This window comes from Agarilytica rhodophyticola (genome assembly GCF_002157225.2).
In the GTDB taxonomy this organism is placed as follows: domain Bacteria; phylum Pseudomonadota; class Gammaproteobacteria; order Pseudomonadales; family Cellvibrionaceae; genus Agarilytica; species Agarilytica rhodophyticola.
In genome coordinates this window covers 3,632,045-3,649,346 of sequence record NZ_CP020038.1, presented here as the reverse complement: position 1 = coordinate 3,649,346, position 17,302 = coordinate 3,632,045, and the positions used below count along the sequence as shown (strand labels likewise).

The 17,302-nt window shown below is 44.0% G+C and carries 9 protein-coding genes; 1 reads left to right on the top strand and 8 read right to left on the bottom strand.

From position 1 onward, the window contains the following. Positions 1–256: 256 nt before the first annotated feature. Positions 257–5,626, bottom strand: coding sequence for a hypothetical protein (locus BVC89_RS15200; protein ID WP_086932010.1), 5,370 nt, complete (start codon positions 5,624–5,626; stop codon positions 257–259). Between the two features lie 487 nt (positions 5,627–6,113). Between BVC89_RS15200 and BVC89_RS15195 the strand changes: the two genes are divergently transcribed. Further along, on the top strand, positions 6,114–8,003 hold the full coding sequence (locus BVC89_RS15195) for a hypothetical protein (RefSeq protein WP_086932009.1): 1,890 nt from the start codon (positions 6,114–6,116) through the stop codon (positions 8,001–8,003). 522 nt (positions 8,004–8,525) lie between these two features. On the opposite strand, the gene BVC89_RS15190 is transcribed toward BVC89_RS15195, so the two are convergent. From BVC89_RS15190 to hsdR, 7 genes are all read right to left on the bottom strand, one after another. Further along, positions 8,526–9,017 (bottom strand): 3'-5' exonuclease family protein, encoded by a 492-nt coding sequence (locus BVC89_RS15190; RefSeq protein ID WP_245929093.1) that lies wholly within the window; start codon positions 9,015–9,017, stop codon positions 8,526–8,528. A gap of 36 nt (positions 9,018–9,053) precedes the next feature. Continuing rightward, on the bottom strand, positions 9,054–9,371 hold the full coding sequence (locus BVC89_RS15185) for a hypothetical protein (protein ID WP_086932008.1): 318 nt from the start codon (positions 9,369–9,371) through the stop codon (positions 9,054–9,056). Between the two features lie 84 nt (positions 9,372–9,455). Beyond that, positions 9,456–9,998, bottom strand: coding sequence for an imm11 family protein (locus tag BVC89_RS15180; RefSeq protein WP_086932007.1), 543 nt, complete (start codon positions 9,996–9,998; stop codon positions 9,456–9,458). Continuing rightward, complete coding sequence (locus tag BVC89_RS15175; protein ID WP_086932006.1) at positions 9,998–10,636, bottom strand: AHH domain-containing protein; 639 nt, start codon at positions 10,634–10,636, stop codon at positions 9,998–10,000. Before BVC89_RS15175 ends, BVC89_RS15180 begins: the two co-directional genes overlap by 1 nt. A gap of 55 nt (positions 10,637–10,691) precedes the next feature. Continuing rightward, positions 10,692–12,233 carry a restriction endonuclease subunit S gene (locus BVC89_RS15170; protein WP_086932005.1) on the bottom strand — a complete coding sequence of 514 codons (1,542 nt, stop codon included), beginning with the start codon at positions 12,231–12,233 and terminating at the stop codon, positions 10,692–10,694. Next, positions 12,230–13,780, bottom strand: coding sequence for a class I SAM-dependent DNA methyltransferase (locus BVC89_RS15165; RefSeq protein WP_086932004.1), 1,551 nt, complete (start codon positions 13,778–13,780; stop codon positions 12,230–12,232). Before BVC89_RS15165 ends, BVC89_RS15170 begins: the two co-directional genes overlap by 4 nt. 68 nt (positions 13,781–13,848) lie before the next feature. Next, positions 13,849–17,274, bottom strand: a complete 3,426-nt coding sequence (gene hsdR / locus BVC89_RS15160; protein WP_216824984.1) for a type I restriction-modification system endonuclease — start codon at positions 17,272–17,274, stop codon at positions 13,849–13,851. Positions 17,275–17,302 lie beyond the last annotated feature (28 nt).

Below are 17,302 nucleotides of genomic sequence, written 5' to 3'. Positions count from 1 at the left end.
TTGCTTGGTCGCTCTGATCACCTTAGTCTCAATAGACACTAGTTTCATTTGAGACTAGTTGGGAATAATTTAAACAAGGTGCCACTCAAGTGCCATGACTAAAAAGGCACTATTTCTTGCAAAAAAAGGAACTCAAAGGTAATCTCAGATAAGAATTTATAAAGATATCGCTCGCAAAACCGCCAAAATACGGCAGTTTTTTGAGCTAATCTCTTTCGACATCCCTTCTTTCTTTCTCACTCTTTGGAAACAAAGTTTATGAAGATCTAAAGTTTTCTAAAATAATGGCAAGGCGTTTTCGTTGCTCTTCTTTTGGCAGGGTTTCGCGCTGGGCTTTTATACTATTGATAAAATTCTTGGGAAATTGAGCAATCGCTGCAATAGGATTAAAACTCTTTTCTTCCCATTGATTAGCCGCTGCATTCAATACCGGGTAGAAAGTATCGAGTAGCTTCATTTGCAATATCATGAGGTTTTTATCTATCTCACCAATATTATTGAAAGTAGTAAATATATTTTTCTCCGCGGGTTTTACCTTGTCATAAATATTTTTATCTAAATTTCTTTTGTTACTGATATAACGTCCCAGCTCAGAAGGTGCATAAAAGTTATAGGTGGAAGACACGTCTTTTAAAAGCGTAAAATATCTTTGTTTTTCAGCATCACTAATACCTTCTTTAGAAACCGCATCATTCATTTTTTTCATTAACTGAGGATCACTTAAAACATCGACCATTTGTGTAAAACGTATCGTTTGCTCAGGGATAGAAGTATATGCTTGTTGACTTTGACCTTGGAAACAGCCTATTTTAATCATTGCAAGAGCAGACTCATAATGCTTTTCTGGCGCAAGATCTTTTTGTTTACAAAGATTAAGAAATTCAGTTGCCAGTTTATAGATTTCTCTATCCTCTCCCATGTAAGTGCCCCATGCACTCTCAATATACTTGTCTAGCGGTACGTCCCTTTCCACCATAACCGCTGCCATATTATGTATTAGCTGATCACTATAAGGAAGGCCCGGTAAATAATGATCGACCGCTTCATTTGGATTTGCTTTATCAAGCAACGATTTAATAAGTGTTTTATTGCCATTAATCCACTGTTGTAAATTACCGTCGCGGTGGCCACCGTAAGCATTAATTATTTTGAATAATGCATGGGGTGATTTCGCACCGTGCAAGATATTGACAGGAGAGTGACCATGCACAACATTAATCGCGGTGTCTTGTGCTTCATCGTCACTGAACAGACCTTCCAAAAGTCTGCTACGCAATTCATTTTGCATAATATTATTGACAGCCTGAGGCAGTAAATTTTTCTTTTCATTGGCTTTAAGCACCATAGAACTCATATATAAAGGAATAGTTTTCATAAGTTCTTCAAGAGATTCATTAGAATCTCGGGTAATACGCTTAAAAGCTGTAGCGACTAACATGTTAGCTTTTTGCACAAGCTTATCTTGATTGCCTGCTCGTGTTTTATCATTAACAAGTGAAACAGCGATACGCGCTGCTGATTCTAGTTCTTCGCGTGTACTTGCTTTTGCATTCACCGTCTGCTTAAAATTGGTTACGTCAATATTTTCTATAAAGGTATCCGGTGTTTTTTCTGCTATCGCCAATAATCCTGATAAGCCTGTCTTGTTGTGCGCTAAAAAATGTTGGGTAGCTTTGAGCACCGAATCATGTAGTTGACCATCGCTTTTCTCTATGACGGGCAATAACAATTGGGCACCTTGTTTTTTATCTGTCATCAACTGTAAAGCCTTACTTGCTGTATCTAATACCGCTTTATCATTGAGGCTCAGCTGTGCCTGTACTACGTGCTTCAGTGCTTTATCTATCAAAGCTTTTTCAGAACTAGAGCTACCCGCGATCCGAAGTTGCCGCTCAAGTTCACTCTGGTCGACTTTTATAAGCTGACCCATTACGCTCATGACCACGTTGGATTCATAGTCCTTAGTATCAAGATACCCTCCTACCAACGATATAATCTCGGCGAGATTCTCAACCGGTCTATTGGCGCTTGTATGGCACATCAGCACTTTATCTAGAAGGAACATCTGTGCTCTTAAGGCCTCATTGGAGGCGTGTTTGTCGCGCAACCCTAGTTGGGCCAGCAGTGCCGGCGCACTTTCCTGCTGTTGTGTGGGTGAGAGCGTATCCCAGACCTTATTCGCCTGCGGCCATTGTTGATCGACGCTAAATACCTGCAACTGCTGTTGACGAAGTTTGCCCAGCATAGACGGGTCTGCCGCTGTCACGGTGTTCTTTATTTGCGTGCCTGTCTTGTTAACGCCGGTCTTGTTAACGCCTCTCTGGGTAACGGAGGGATGGGTAAGCGTATTGATGGCATTGGCCAGGGCTTGGCTGTAGCCAAAACGCACACCCGTATCCATAGTGCTAAGCTCATGATGGCTCAACCATGTATCGCCCTGACGCTCGGCTTCTAATAACAGACGAGCAGCCACAAGGGGAGCATTGGCATCATGGCTGTGTTTGGGCTGTGCCATCAGCGCTGATCGATTTTCCCACACAGCTTCGGCTACGGCTTGGGTATTTGCCTGGGCGAATGTGCTCGATGGCTTACTGAGAAGATGTTTGGCAATAAATGCTACATCTTGTGCTGCAATAGCGCCTTGGGTCTGTGCCTTAATGCGGTGTTGCTCGGCGTTCTCCCTTTCTTGCGCTGGCTTGGATAAGCGTTTTCTGAGTAAGCCATAATCACGTTTTGATAAACGTGACATCCTATCTCCAGTGCTATCATTGGAGCCGCTAGAGTCAGAGCTGTCTAACATCGTGCGCTCATGGCTGTCTAACATCTTGAAAAACGCGTGAAGATCATCGGCGCCCATGCGCTTGCCAGGCACAAGCGCTGGTCGATCCATCATAATCGAGGCCAGTAGTTTAGCGGCACTGGGGGAACGCGTGATATCTGCCAGCAAGCGGCTATCATAGGCCAAATCCTCGCCGATCTGATGGGTGTTCTTATCGCTTAGGCGTCCGTACTCAGCCAACACTCCCGGCCAATGCTTGTGATTGGCCATAAAGCTCATACGCTGGCGACGTAACACATCCTGGCGCGGCACGTCATGGCTGTTATCGATCATGTCCTGCAAATGGCTACTTAAGGTCTTTTCCATTTTCTGTGACAGCTTAGGATAGAGTCCTTCTAATTCTCGGTGACGCCACATCTCATCTAATTGCGCAGGCGGCAACGCAGACAATCCCTGGGTGATCAGCTTCAATGCGCCATTGAGACGACCTTGGCGGCTTTTACCATAAGCACTGAAATCTTGTTCACCTAGCCGGTTCATCCCCTGCGCAAGTAAGGCATGGCTGGCCTGCTTATCTCGGGTAATACTCAATTTCCCTAAGGCCTGGCCCGCACTTTTCCAGTCCTCCTTCGCCACAGCCGCGTCTAATTGGCGCAGGCCAAGCTGCGAGCGGTAGCTGCGAACCAAGCTTGCCACGGCTGAATGGGGCTCGCACTTAAGTTCGGATAACACATGCTCCAACGCCCCATGATCCACGTCTTCGGGTAACTGTCGCGGCAGTCGATGAGCCAATTGTTGTAGGGCCGCATCCTCGGGATGCTTCGCGGCGGCTATTACGATCGGCAACAACGAGGACGGTGCTTTTGGCTCCACAGCATGGGCCAAGGCTTTCCAGTCAGTGGCCGCGATGGCATCCACGGGTTGGCTTAGTAAGCGCGCAAGCGCGCCCTGCTGTTGGGCTTCATCCGCGTCGGCGCCTCCGAGAAAGTGTTGCACTGCATGCAACATAAACAGACTCATATCCTCATCGATTGTGCGCCCTTCGCGCTTATCTTCAGCACTGTAATGACGCAACAAGGGCACCAATTGCAACACCATGATCATGCGTTCGTCGGATGCCACGTCCAGGTGCCCAAGTTCAGGCATCGACTCGGGACTCATCAAGTATGTCGCCATTTTAAAGACATCATCATGAGACAAGTGAGGCTTGTCTAAGCGGCAGAAAAATTCCTGAATCTCGGGAGATAAATCGATCGCCTCCAAAACACTGAGAATCCTTGGGTGATTGTCTTCTTTATCTAGAAAATCCCCGTTATAGACGTTGCCGAGTAGCCGTGCCACATCTCCCTTATCGTTAAGGGGCGTTTGATAAATAGAGGTCACGTACGGCAATACTTCTTTATTGAGCCGTGTTCGGATAGTGTCCAGTGCCGTGTCTGCCTGGGTTTGTAATGCCGCGACGCTGAGCCCCTGCTGCTCAAGCCCATGGGCTAAATACTTAAAATGACGCTGCACCGCCGGCACTTGGCTATCTTGCATATCGGTGAGAGCTTGCATCCCGCCCACGATAGATTTCACCACATCAAACTTGGTCGGGTTGTTATTGACCAAAAAGCCCGCAACAGGATGGGTGGATTGAATGGCTTTGCCCGCCTTTACATTGCGTTTGTTACGGCGCTGGAGATTATCTTCTTTAAAAAAGTCGACATTAAAATAATCCAGTACTTTTTTCGCTTCTGGGCTGAGGTAGTCCACCTGGCGAATCTTGCCATCGGCAGTATTGAAATGCAGGGAGGTAGAATGGGCAGTGCAATCAAAGGACACTTCTACATTTTGTGGGCGAACAATGGCGATATCGATAGGTTTGCTATGCTCAGAGTCTTGTTGATTGAGGGCGAATTTAAATAAACCTTCACCAAACTTGGTACTGTGGGTACACAAGTCAAAGACCTTGTCATAGCCAATCAGGGTCAAAGGCTCTTTAATCAAGTCATCTGGAGAGATGGACTCCACCAACCACTGGCCGACAAGGGTTTTCAAACGATGAATATTCTCAGGACTATCAAAAGGTACAAAACCTGCCTCGACGAAGCCTTTAAGAATAATCTTCAAGTCCAGATCATTGGCACGCTCATAATCTTTCGTCAGAGCGTAACCACCGGTACCGTGCAGCTCGGCTTGGGCGGCTTTGGGAAAGCCTGCCACCAGTGTCTCAATATTAGGGGCGCGACTATGATCATAGAGCTGACCTAAAAAGAATTGTGCATAAGCCGTCGCCTCCCGAGTCACGCCTCTTTTGGTCAGGGTTTTGTCCCCTGCAATCTGCTGGATGATTTCCTTATGCAAGGGAGTTTCTTTCAATCGTTCGAGCACTTGTTCGTCATCCAGCATCTTTGCCAAATTATGAGCGCCAATAGAAACCCGAAAAGGCAAGTCAGTGAAAACATCTTTTTTAACTTGCTGATCCAGGTGATCAGATAAAGGGGTCTTGGTCGCCGTGGACACCACCTCTAATAATGCTGCCCGCCCTCCGGCGACACGGTCGAGCATGGCACGCCCTTGACTGTGCTGCTCATCGGACAAGCGTGCTTTGGGCAGTGTCAGCTGATGAGGTGATGGCGGCGGCATATCGGCGCTGCGATGCGTTGGAACTGGCGATGATTTTGAGGACGGCTTGGGCGCATGGGGATAAGATGCCACAAGCGACTCTGCCATCGTCTGACTCAATACCGGCCTCATAGAATGACTGCGCCGCAAAGACACCTTCCCTTGCGGCTGCGCAGTAAGATCACCAATATCCACCATCGGCAAAGAATGAAACTTGCCCAGACTCGCTTCGCTTTTCATTTATCTGCAACTACCCCATCAAGATCATCAGTGATTGCCTTATGGCTAACACAACCTAAGTGGCAGATAAATCCAATTAGTTTTATCGATGACACACAAATAATCTAAAAAGCAGGTATAGACACTGGCCCATGGCTTAAATTTTTCGCCTCTTAGTTTCGCGACTACATCAAGACCTACTGACTTTTTATCTGAGAGTTTTTCCATGGTAAGAAAACTTCTTTACCAGACTAAGTGAGGATTAATAACAACAAAAATCTCATATTAGAATTAGAAACGGTTGAAATTAAGCATTGGGCGAAAGTGGCCATAGATGGACTTATTCTAATAATAATGAGCTAAACACAAGTGCCTCATCCCCCTATTTTTTCTACAAGATGTCCTCATTTTTTAGCTTTTCATGTATCCAGCCAAGGTATGTAGATTTCATATTATTTTGCGTTGTATTTAATACAGCACACTAAAATCGACTTTGGAGTAAAAGTTTATGTATAAGAATTTTAATAAATGGATCTTGAATGGAATTCTCTATATGGGAGTTCTTTCTGGAGCCGCAGTGTCGGCGAATGAAAGACAAACTTTTAATATAATAGAATTATCAAATAAGGCTAAAGCGCTAAAAAAAGCCGAAAATTTCGATGGCGCACAGTATTTTAATGATGTCGTAGCGCCTATCTTCAGACATGAAGCCTGCTCAAGCTGCCATGCCATGGACAGTGCGTCTAAAGTCGTAGAACGACACAATGGACTCATAACGGCTAATGATGTTGACCTAACCGTCTCAACACACTTTGCACCTGGAGAAAACTTCACTTGCGGCAGTGGTTGCCACAGCGAGCAATTAGTAGAACACGACGGCTTCACTGTTACTGATGGTGAATGGATGACACCAGCTACAAGTCAGGGCATTAATTGGCAGGAAATGACGGATCTGGAAATCTGCCAAAAAGTACAATCACACTTGCCAAATGCAGATCAATTTATCCATCACATGGAACACGATGGGCGCGTCCATTGGGCCGCAGTAAGCCGCCTATTTCCCCTCGGCTTTGGTGAGGGCGAGACAGTCATGGATGCGAACGGAGGAGGTAATCTTCACGACTTCATGGCACTGGTATTACCTTGGGCGCAAAATGGTAATGTCCAATACAAATGTCCTGAGCCTGTACTTGCTGAGGATCGTATGAATATTGTAGGTGTGAGTATCTATAGCGGAGGCACGTACTATTACTACAAAGATGGACACAGGGAATATAAATCAGGTCTTCCCTACGAACATGATCTTGAACCTGCCGCAGAAGGTGAACCAACAGGCGGCGCTGCTTACTCACTGCAATATGCTCAAGATCCGTCGGATATAATGGCAACATCACGAGTAAACCTCGGTGAAACGCGGATGTATACCTGGTATAACGATGGCAACTACAGTGTTGGTACACCCACAATACTGGGAGGTTTGGAACATGGGACTTATGAGATTGAGGGCGGCGAGTATCATTACCGTTTTGATCAAGTGGTTGACATCGCACAAACAGGCTTTGGCAACTTATTGCTTTGGTTAAGCGATAATAAGATTGCCACAGGTGGGCCAAGTCACTTTACAGTAATCGACGGTCTCACTTACAGCCTTCCTCCAGGTCAACAAACTAGCCAAATTGTCGGTATCAATATTGACCCAAATACTTATCGCACTATTACCGTCTTTAGGGATGGGGCTGTCGCTGAAGGCACCCCTACAGATTTGGATTTCTATGGTTACACACCGGGTGATGTGGTGGATATCGCTATGAGCCAAGGTAAAACATCTATTTGGTACACTACAGGCTATAGAAAAGACCTATATGGCCACCCTGCTCTAACGCTTTTCAATAGTATTATTCTGCCTAGCTCCGGTTATTATCGATTGCCTAATAATCATAGCTACTCTGATATTGCGAGCATCGGTATGCGCCATATAAACGGTCAACTTAGAGATGTGCAAATGTGGTTTAAAAATGGTACACGGTCACAAGCTGACAAGCTTGGACATTTCGTTGCACCATTTAATACCGTCAATTGGCCTGCAAACTATGATGGTAACCACAGCAAAGGCATGGCGATGGCTAGCAACGGTGATATTTACTCGTGGTTCGCAACAGCTGGCAATGACAGCTTAAGAGCAAAAGGCACCCTTACTCAGCCCGATAGCGCTTATGGTATTAATAATTTTGGCGTACCCCGTGGCCAAACAGCTGATGATATCGTCGGTATAGCTATTGATAGCGGTGGTGGCAACCATGTTTGGACCCTTTATAACGATGGTTCTGTTTCAAAAGGCAGTACTCGGAATATAAGCGCATTCACCTATTGGCCAAGTAACTTTAGCCTTCTGCAATAAATTAGAAAGACCAGTGTAATCACCAAAAAGGAGGCAATTGCCTCCTTTCTCCCCACTGCATTTTGTGGTTTTTTCCAGCTATATCCTGCTGATCGATCATATTTACATGGCCGACCTCTCCATTAGCGTTGATAAATTGAAGCTCACACAACGGTAGAGTGCTTGTTTAATTTGTTGCAAAAAACATACTGGAAGTCGGCAACTCGCAGCTAACTGACATGAGTTTATAACGTTCTCCTTTTATTTCGTACTGTTTTACGTATTACATAATTTACATATAAAAATCAGTTAAAATATATAATTTAAGAGCAAAATATAGATCAAAATAATCCCTCATTAACTTATGCCAGAGTGTTTTTTGATCATTAAATAGCTTTAATTTGTACACCCATTGAGCCTAGTGAACAACCTTCAGTAATCCAGAGCTGTTCTGATCGTGTAGTCACTTAACCCATATGAACCATAAGATGTCAATTTAACTAAATTTTGTTCAGAGCGGACTTGGAAATGAGTGTTTCGGAGTTAGAGGATTTTGGTTGCGTGAAGGAAGGCTTCGTTGATCATGAGGACATCGTCTGCGGCTCTATGGTGTTGGAAGCGTCCTGATTCAGCTAATAGAGCCTTTTGTGAATCAAAAGCCTGCTTCTTATCATCGTCGATCAAATCATAGATCGAGTCGATGTAAAAACGTCGTTCCATTTTAGCTGCAAAGTATAAAGTATCTATCCAATCCTCATCCCAGCGGTGGGCATCGCTATAGAGTACAGTGTCTGATTCTGACAAAAAATCATTGAGTTGTTGAGTGACCTCTAACACGGGTAATCCCTCCTCTTCGAGAAGAGATCGTTTTATCCCGTGTAGGCTTTCTGCCGTTTCACACCAGTATTGCCATTTGGGCTCTGGTTTTATGAGCCAGGATTTACATTCACCTCGCACTAATACCGCTACTTCAATGGGGTATGAGTCAAAGTGTAAGCCACTGGCTTCAATGTCAATGATGGCAATTTCTTTCATAGGAAAAACATAAACAATTTTATTTAAAAAAACGGACTATTCTTGTCTATCGCAAACCTCTTCCCATTGTTCAATATAGCCAATGTTATCTAAATGCCCATGTATAATATTGAACATTTTTTCGACCCAAAATTGAATGTTTTCCTCTCCTGCGATGATGACTTTATTTTCCGTATCTTTTGCTGCTCGATCCACCATCTCCCAGAAAAATTCACATAGAGCTGTCGCCTCATCTTTACTTTTTATATCTGCTTCGCCTGCAACCATCGCTTTTACGTCTTCACTTGCGAATTGACCAGCATAATGCATGGCGACTTCTTTTGCTTTTACTGTTCTGTCTCTATATTTCAACATATTCTGCTCCTCTAATCGAAACCGATATCCCTTGCGAGATTTAGTCGAAATGAAATAAATTGTAACTTTTCAACTAATTTTGATTTAAGGATTTAAGTACTCTCGAATCAAAGCACCAGTCAGTTGATTTTTTTCAATAATATTTTTAGTTTCCTCATTTATAAAAATATATGGGTGAAAGTCTTTTACGATAAAAATATTGGACTTGGACTTTGATGGTTCGTTTAAAAAAGCATGGGTAATAAACCCTACTTTTCCACTTTTATATATTTTGTGTCGGGACTTTTCTTTATCTACGATGTCTAAGACGTTAATAACATTAAGGATATACCAGAGTTCTCCATCAAGATTTGCGGGTAAAAACTCAACAAAATGCCCGATAGTAGGCTCTAACAGAGTTTTAGCTTTTTCAGATAAGGCAAACGACCCGCCCTTAAAACTGGTAATATCTGCAAATGCATTATTTTCTTTGCTAGACTCATCTTCTAATATCGCTAGATTTAAGTTATTCCAATTATTTATACGGCTTTCACCTGTCCAGCGAAAGAGATAAATATCTTCGTCTTTTCTTGATTTTATATCGAACTCTTTAAAGCCATGTGGGTTAATTGATAACAAGTAATTCATTACATCCCCTCCGCACCAGGTATATACGAATAAATAGGATACACTCCGAGTTGCAGATCTTCAGCGATTTCTTGCAGTATTTCTTTCATATCATCCTTCGTAGCGTTATTCTCATAAGCTTGAATAATTTGAAAATTTACATTTGAATAATAGATATTCGTGTGGATGGTGTTGTGTACATAAGCACTTTTTAAGTTCCCATGTTTTTTGGAAATGTCATTACTCGGTAAAAATACACCATTATCCGGGTCATCAATATCAATTCCTAATGCCTTGAGTATCTTAGCTGCGCGATTTGCTCTAGCTTCATTTTTAGCGACAATATGATGGGCATCATAAGCATAACTCGCATCTGGTCGCCTCTTAGCCACAATAAGTGCCTTTCTGAGTTTAGCGGTGAAATTTGGCCTTGCGTCAGCGCGTATACCAATTCTTTGAGCGATCAGCTTGTTTACCGTCGAAAAGGCACCGCCTTTGGCAAGTACACTCTCAGCATATACAAGGTCTTGTTCCAACCCTGTCATATAGTATTTGATCGCTTCGTCAATAATTTTCTGGTCACTTATAATTTGTCTAAGAGAAAATTGCAACTCCAGATAGTCATCATCCATATCCATGTATAAATCGTCATAGGCCATGATTTTCTCCTATTTATTTTTGCCATAGTATTCAACTTATATTTACTTGATCTATCTACATATTAAAATCTTCGAATAGTTCGAATTCATGATGGCTGTCTTGTTTGCACCTTTTTCTTGCTGGCTTCGCTTTTTTCTGTTCGCGTTCTGCTTGAATACGCTTTAACAATTCTGAGGCAGGCTCGTCATTGGGGTCTTGCGGAACCAGTTCACCGCGAAATGCTTTGGCGAGTATGGACTGGGTTAAGCGGTCTATACGTTGTTTGGCTTGGTGATATTGTTTTTCGATTGTATCGGCCATGGCGAATAGTGATTCTACTCGGCGGACTATTTCTTTTTGTTCCTCTATCGGTGGAATCGGATAACGAATAGAAGACAAAATCTTTTGATTTAGAAATAGCCTTGTACTTCCTTTACATAATTCATTTACTTGCTTAAGTACAACGCGTGACCCTAAGAACAAAAACCTAAAATACATAGAGTTTATAGATCCAGGAAAGAAGGATAGGCGCATAATATTTGTTGAAAACCGAGCATTCCCAATATTTTCAGGAACAACACATGTTTCACCTACAGTCCCAGACCTGGAGATTAAGATATCTCCAGGTTTCAAATCATATCCGTCCAGCTCGTTTGCTTTCGATAAAGAAATGTGAATTTTGCTTCCATGTCTAAACCCTGTTTTAGCTATGTTTTCAATGCCTATTACGGGAATCCCAGCGGCTTGGTGATCCGACTTCTTTAATAAAGATCCAAATGGTCCAGTTTTCAATCCAGCTCTTTCGACATCTAAAAAAGGAGTGATATCGCTGTAAGCCCACTGTTCTGGAATATCTTCGTAATCTATGTTGGGTGCGGGAAGAGGCTCCTTTGGTTTTTTTATTGAAAGCATAGATTTCTTCTCTTTTAGAGATTTGATTTCTTTCATAGCAAAGTCGACTACATCTCTTTCCCTCCATTCTCGCGTTAACTCACCCGAAGTTGCAGCGGCGAGGACTGATTGGCGGAAGCGTTTTAGGAGTGTGGGGATGCGTTCCAGGCGTGCTTGGGCGGCATCGACTTTGGCGAGTAGGCTATCGAGTTTATTGGCGATTCGGGTTTGTTCGTTTAGGGGGGGGAGTGGTATTTCGATTCCTCTAAATTGATCATTTCTCAAGTGAACTTGCGTAACACCAACTTTTTCTGCTTTTACCAACTCTCTATAAAAAGGGCTATTGGAGAAATGAATTAAATAATCTCCTGAGCATTCTGTTGATATATTTAGTTTGTACATACCCTGAGTAATTATTGCCTTCTCATTATTCTTGTATCTAGCAATCAGACCTAAAAAATCTGCTTTCTGAGATAAATCCCTCAGGGTGACGACAATGTCATTGTAATCAATAAGCTTGTTTATATGGTTTTCTACGTATTCCTGCGGCAGCATTTTGGGGTTAGTTTTAATCGATAGTTTTCCTCTGGACTTAATATCCCCTTTGTTTAGAGCCAATACACCATTGTTTGAATAGTCTTCTCTTTTTGGACTAGCTCCTCCAATCATTGACTGAATGAATGCATCTACTGTGGTACTTGCCCACCCCTCCGGAAGCTCGCTCATTCCTGAACCTCCTGCTCTTCCGCCGATCCCAACTCAACCAAAATAGCCTGCAATTCTGTCATAGCCCCTGCCATTTCCTCCAGGGCCTCATTAATCAACACATCCGGCTCGGGCAGGTTTGCACTGTCTTCCATACTGTCATCACGAATCCAGGATAAATCCAGTGAATCATCTTTAGCAGCAATTTCTTCACGGGTAAAACAGCGCAGGCGACAGACGGTCGCTCCTGGCGTCGTGCCTCCCGCGACATTAGTACTTCCCTGTACGTCATCTCCAACATCACTACCATCGGCATGTTTTTCAATAAACTTAAGGCGAGCGGCTTTTTTCACTTTAGTTAAGTCTTTCCCGACGGCTTCGTAAAATTCTTTAAAGTGGCTTTCGTTAAAAGTGGTACGTTTACCAAACTGCGGCATATTGGATCGCAGGTCGTACACCCACACCTCTTTGGTATTGCCTTTGTCTTTTTTAATATCTTTAGGTTTGTTAAAAAACAGGACATTGGTTTTTACCCCGGCGGCGTAAAAAATACCGGTGGGCAAACGCAATATTGTATGGAGGTTACATTTTTCCATAAGATCTTGGCGAATGGTTCTGCCGGTGCTGCCTTCGAATAACACATTGTCTGGTAGTACAACTGCTGCGCGGCCACCGGGTTGTAGCATGCGGTGATACATCAAGTGTAAAAACGCCAGCTGTTTGTTGCTGGTGTAGTGCACCAGATCATCTCGATTGGGAATGCCGCCGCCTTGCTTGGTGCCAAAGGGCGGGTTGGCGAGGATTAGACTGGCTTGGGGCAGTTGTTTACCTTCGTTACTCAGGGTATCGCCAAACAAAATACCCGTATTTTTTTCATCGATCGCGAGGTCATGCAGCATAAGGTTCATCAGCGCCAGGCGGTGGGTGTCGGGCACCAGCTCCATACCGTAAAAAGTCTTGTGCTGGTACTTGTCGTAGGCTTTTTCATTTAGCGATTCAACATCATTGTGCTCATCAATATAGTGGTGGGCGCTAATTAAAAAGCCACCAGTGCCTGCGGTGGGGTCGACGATTACGTCGTCCAGGTTGGGCTTCATAAGCTCGACCATCGCGTTAATGAGTACACGTGGAGTAAAGTATTGGCCTGCACCGGACTTTTTCTCGGAGGCGTTTATTTCTAACAGGCCCTCGTACATATCGCCAAGGCCTTCGGTCTTGGCACTGTACCAGTCGAGCTTGTCGATTTCGGTAATCAGTTTATTAAGGGTGGCCGGTTTACGAATAACGGTGCTGGCGTTGTTGTAAATGGCTTGCGTAATAAGCGAGCCATGGGAACCCAAGTGAATCAATAGTTTTTTGTATTCGTCTAAGCGGCTGGCGGCGTTGTAGGCTTCTAAATCTGGCCAGCGGTAGCCTTTTGGAATGTGTTGTTGCTGGCCGGTTTCTTCTACCATTTTGAGGAAGACTAAAAAGGTTAACTCGTTGATGTATTCATGGTAGGTAACGCCGTCGTCTCTTAAGAGGTTACACAGGTTCCATAGTTTATTGACTAGATCTTGGGTACTCATTAATTCACTTTCTCTATTTTATTCAGTCTATTTGTGACTGATGCTTTTAATACTTGTTTATTATTGCTTTATTTATTGGTATTAGCCCAGAGTGCTCGCGTAAATTGTTGCAGCACTTGGGTAATGGGTTGCTCAAAGAGCTTGTTAGCTCGCTTGCTGCCGCCTTTGGTCAGGAATATACCTTGGTCTAAGGCGGCTTCATCGACAATGGTGGTGGCTTTCATTTGTTTGGCGATCAATTCTAACCATTGTTTTTGCGGCGTTTTCCAAGGTTGGCTGGCCAGTATGGTATTAAGTGCTTGGTCTACCCGTTCATCCCACGGCATTAAGGCCTCGCCAATGGCGGCTTGGCGAATAAATCCAATAATGCGGGCAGCAATATCTTCGTTTTTGACTTCCTGCCAGGCGGTTTGTAAATCTTTCTCGCGGAAGCTGTTTTGCTCTAGCTCTACCGCCAGTTGTTTTAAACTTTGACGGCTAAGATCCCAAGGCTTGTTTACCACGGTTTGTATGGCAACCATACGATTGCTATTGGCGTTAACAAAATCTTTAAAGGCATTCAGGTAGTCTTCGGGTTTTTGGCCTTCGCCATAGCCGGTCGTGATGTCGACGACTTCATCTTCGCCATCATAAATTACCACGGGAGGTTTGAAATAGCCCTTGCCTCGGGTTTTATTATCGAGCAACTCCCCTAAGCCGGGATGGTTAACAAACCATTGGGCAATGTCTTCGAGGGACATGGTTTTGAGTTCTTGGGCGAATTCTTTTGGCGTTTTGCCGACAATTGTTTCAAAAGTTTCGTGTTGCTCTTCAGTTAAGTAATTCTTTTTAACCTGTAATTTAGCGATAAACTGGTTTTTGGCTAGCGATTGTAAATCGGGCGCATGACTTTGTTTTATTTCTTGTTCAAGTTCACTGAAGCTAATATCCACTTTGGTGATTACTGGCTTCATGGTGTTTACTTTTTCCAACTGCTTGTAGATATCAACGGCGTCGTAAATACGGAAAGGGCCTTTGCCAATTTCAGGGCAGAGGCGCGTGGCGCGACCGAGCATTTGTTCAAATAAAATGCGGCTGTTAACTCGGCGTAAAAATACTAAGTTGCAGATACTTCGAACATCAATGCCTGTGGTGAGTAAATCGACAGTGACAGCGATATTGGGCAGTCGATCATTTTTGTAGCTGCGAATTTTATCTAAGGGTTTATCACTGGCGCCGGTAATTTTTTGAATGGCGTCGTCTTCAATTTCGCCGTGGTAGTTTTCAGCGGCTTCTTTTAAGGCTTCAACCACTTCGTCTGCATGCTTGTCTGTTACGCAAAATATCAAGGTTTTTGCTGGGGAATATGGGTCTATGGAATCGCTTTCAATCAACCACTTGGTGACTACTTTGGTAAACTCTGGAGCGATAACGCGACGGTTAAAGTCTGCAACATCGAAATCCAGTTCGTCGGGTGTGTTAAACATCTCGATGGTGTTATTTTCGGCATCGTAGACTTTGACTTCATCGTTAACGGCGTATTTTATGCCGTCTTCAGCCAGTTTTGTATGAATGCGAATGGGAGGCAGATGATCATTTAAATACCCATCTAATACAGCTTCGGTATAGCTGTAAGTAAACACCGGTGCACCAAAAATGTCGGTGGTATGCAGTGCGGGTGTTGCCGTTAAGCCTATTTTAAAGGCATCAAAATATTCGATAACGCTGCGGTATTTAGACTGGTAGTCTTTTTGATCTCGAAAGAGTATTTCGGTATCGCTCAGTTCTCGATCGAGTAAGTAGCCTCGGTGACACTCGTCCACGACAATACAGTCGTATTGCCCGACGCCCGGTTTGTTGTCGTTATCTCCCGGGTATAGGATACGCTTGACTAGCCCCTGCACAGTGGCAACATGAACCTTGGTGTCGTCATCGGGTGTTGGCTTTACAGGTTTATTTTGTTTCATGCCCATTACTTCGAAGGTATCGGCAAATTTGTCGAGTTTTTCAAAGCGAACCTCACAAAAATCGTCGGTCGCCTGCACTCCTAAGGCGGAACGATCCACTAAAAATAATATACGCCGGTAACGTTCTGCTTTGAGTAAGCGGTAGACCATAGCGATGGCGGTTTTTGTTTTACCCGTGCCCGTGGCCATAGCAATTAATGCACTATCTTTGCCTTCTTTTATAGCTTTTTCAACTGCGCGAATGGCTGTGATTTGGTAGTCGCGAAGTGTGAGCTTGTAATCAAAATCCATTTGATCCAATTCTGCTTCGGCTTGCTGTGGTGTTTGGCGTAGATAAGTTTTAATTTCTTGGGGGCTATACCAGCCTTTCAATGCCTTGCGACGGTTGCTGCTATCTCGGACATCTAAACACCAAATGCCGCTTTCATGTTCTAATTGTTTTAAGTAGGGACGCCCATTGGTGGCAAAGGTGAGTGGCACTTTAAACTCAGCGTAATGTGTTTCAACAGTGAAAGCAGCGCGCTCTTGGAGTCCTTTTGCGTAACGTTTGGCTTGATCAATATCGCTATAGGTGTTCTTTGCGCTTTTTTTCGCTTCCACGACAGCAACTGGAGTTAAGCCCATAAATAACACGTAGTCGGCAGGGCCTGAGTCCGTAGGCCATTCGGCAATTGCACGGTTTTCGTTAGGAATAGGACGAGCGCCCTTGGCGTACCTAAGGTTAGCGGTATCGGCTTGCCATCCGGCTTCGATTAATTGTTGATCGATAAGGACACGGGTTTCAGCTTCGTTCAGTTCCAGTCGAGATTTTTCTACTTGTCTTATTGTTTCTGCTTGTTGCTGTGAACCTTGCTGTTGGAATGTAAGGTTGTAAATGACATTGGCTTCATCCATTTTGGTGCGGTATTCAGCCAGTTTTGCTTCGTGCTCTGTGGCAATCTCTTCCCATACCTGACTTTCTGAAGCCATTTGTTCTGCGCGTTGCTTTTCTGCTTCTGCTTTCTCGGCTTCGATCTGTTTTAATTGTTCTGCGTGTGCGAGCCGGTCTTCTACTGATCGACTTTTCTTTTCAGCTTCTAATAGTGCTTCTTCCAAAGCGCGTACTTTTGCCGAAGGATCTTGCGGCTTTTTAAATGGTGGAAGTGTGAAGCCTTTAGCTTTGTCCCCTCCAAAGGTGATATGGAACCAACCACCAAGGGCGTGACCGACTTGAAGTGCTTTTAGGGCATCGCGGTGGGTGGATGATGTAATGTCGTGGGCCGCTGGGTTACCCAGTTTACGAATAGTATGGAAGGCGTCTTTAATTTGCCTATCAAGTCGCAGCGTGTAGTCTAGTTCTTTTAGCAAATCTACTTGTTTTACTTCAGCCCCGCTATTAACACCAACGCGAGAGGCAATGGTTTTGGCCAATTCCTCACCAAGTTGTCGCATTTTGATGAGGGTGGTGTTTGGGTCTGGTACAAAGCAGGCTTCGGCTGTTTGGGCTAAACGTAATAGGAGTTCATCGTGGTGTTTTAGAAAGTCAAAGTTGCTTTTATCGCTCATCATTACTTATCCCTGTTTTTTTGCGTGATTA